The 658-nt window shown below is 59.1% G+C and carries 1 protein-coding gene; it reads left to right on the forward strand.

All coding sequences use genetic code 11. The features are described from left to right. Positions 1-44 precede the first annotated feature (44 nt). On the forward strand, positions 45-658 hold a 614-nt coding region (locus CCD76_RS19465; RefSeq protein ID WP_179208981.1), incomplete at its 3' end, for a ParB family protein.

A 658-nucleotide genomic window follows, 5' to 3' on the forward strand; every position in this document is an offset into this window, starting at 1 on the left:
TTCGATTCTGAAGGCTGCGACTCGCGGCAGCCGGAGTGAACCTCATGAGTAAACCATCCGTTACCCCTGATCAGATCACGGCGAAGCTGAACCAGCCAGGACCGGCGCTCAGGAGTCAGCCCACCGACCGGCTGCCGGCGCCGACCCGCGAGCAGGCTATGTCGTTGACGTTGGATCAGCTGCGTCCCTATGACCGCAACCCGCGTACTCACCACAATCCGAAGTACGAGGAGATCAAGGATTCGATCCGTGCCGTTGGGCTCAAGCAGAAACTGACCGTCACTCAACGACCGGGCGATGATCGCTATATGATCTCCGACGGCGGCAATACCCGCCTGATGATCCTCAACGAGCTGTACCAGGAGACTGACGACAAACAGTTCTACCACCAGGATTGCCACTTCATCCCGTGGCAGGGCGAGATCAACGTGCTAGCCGGGCACTTGGCCGAGAACGATAACCGGGGCCAGCTCAGTTGGATCGAGCGGGCACGTGGCATCTACGAGGCCAAGCGCATGATCGAGGAGGACGCTGGCGAGACCATCTCCCAGCGTGAGTTGACCAAGCGGCTGCGCGCACTGGGTTACACAATCAGCCAAAGCAATATCTCGAAGATGCTCTATAGCATTGAGCACTTTCTGCCGACCCTGCCGCTGAC

This window comes from Salinicola salarius (genome assembly GCF_002179555.1).
GTDB lineage: Bacteria > Pseudomonadota > Gammaproteobacteria > Pseudomonadales > Halomonadaceae > Salinicola > Salinicola salarius_A.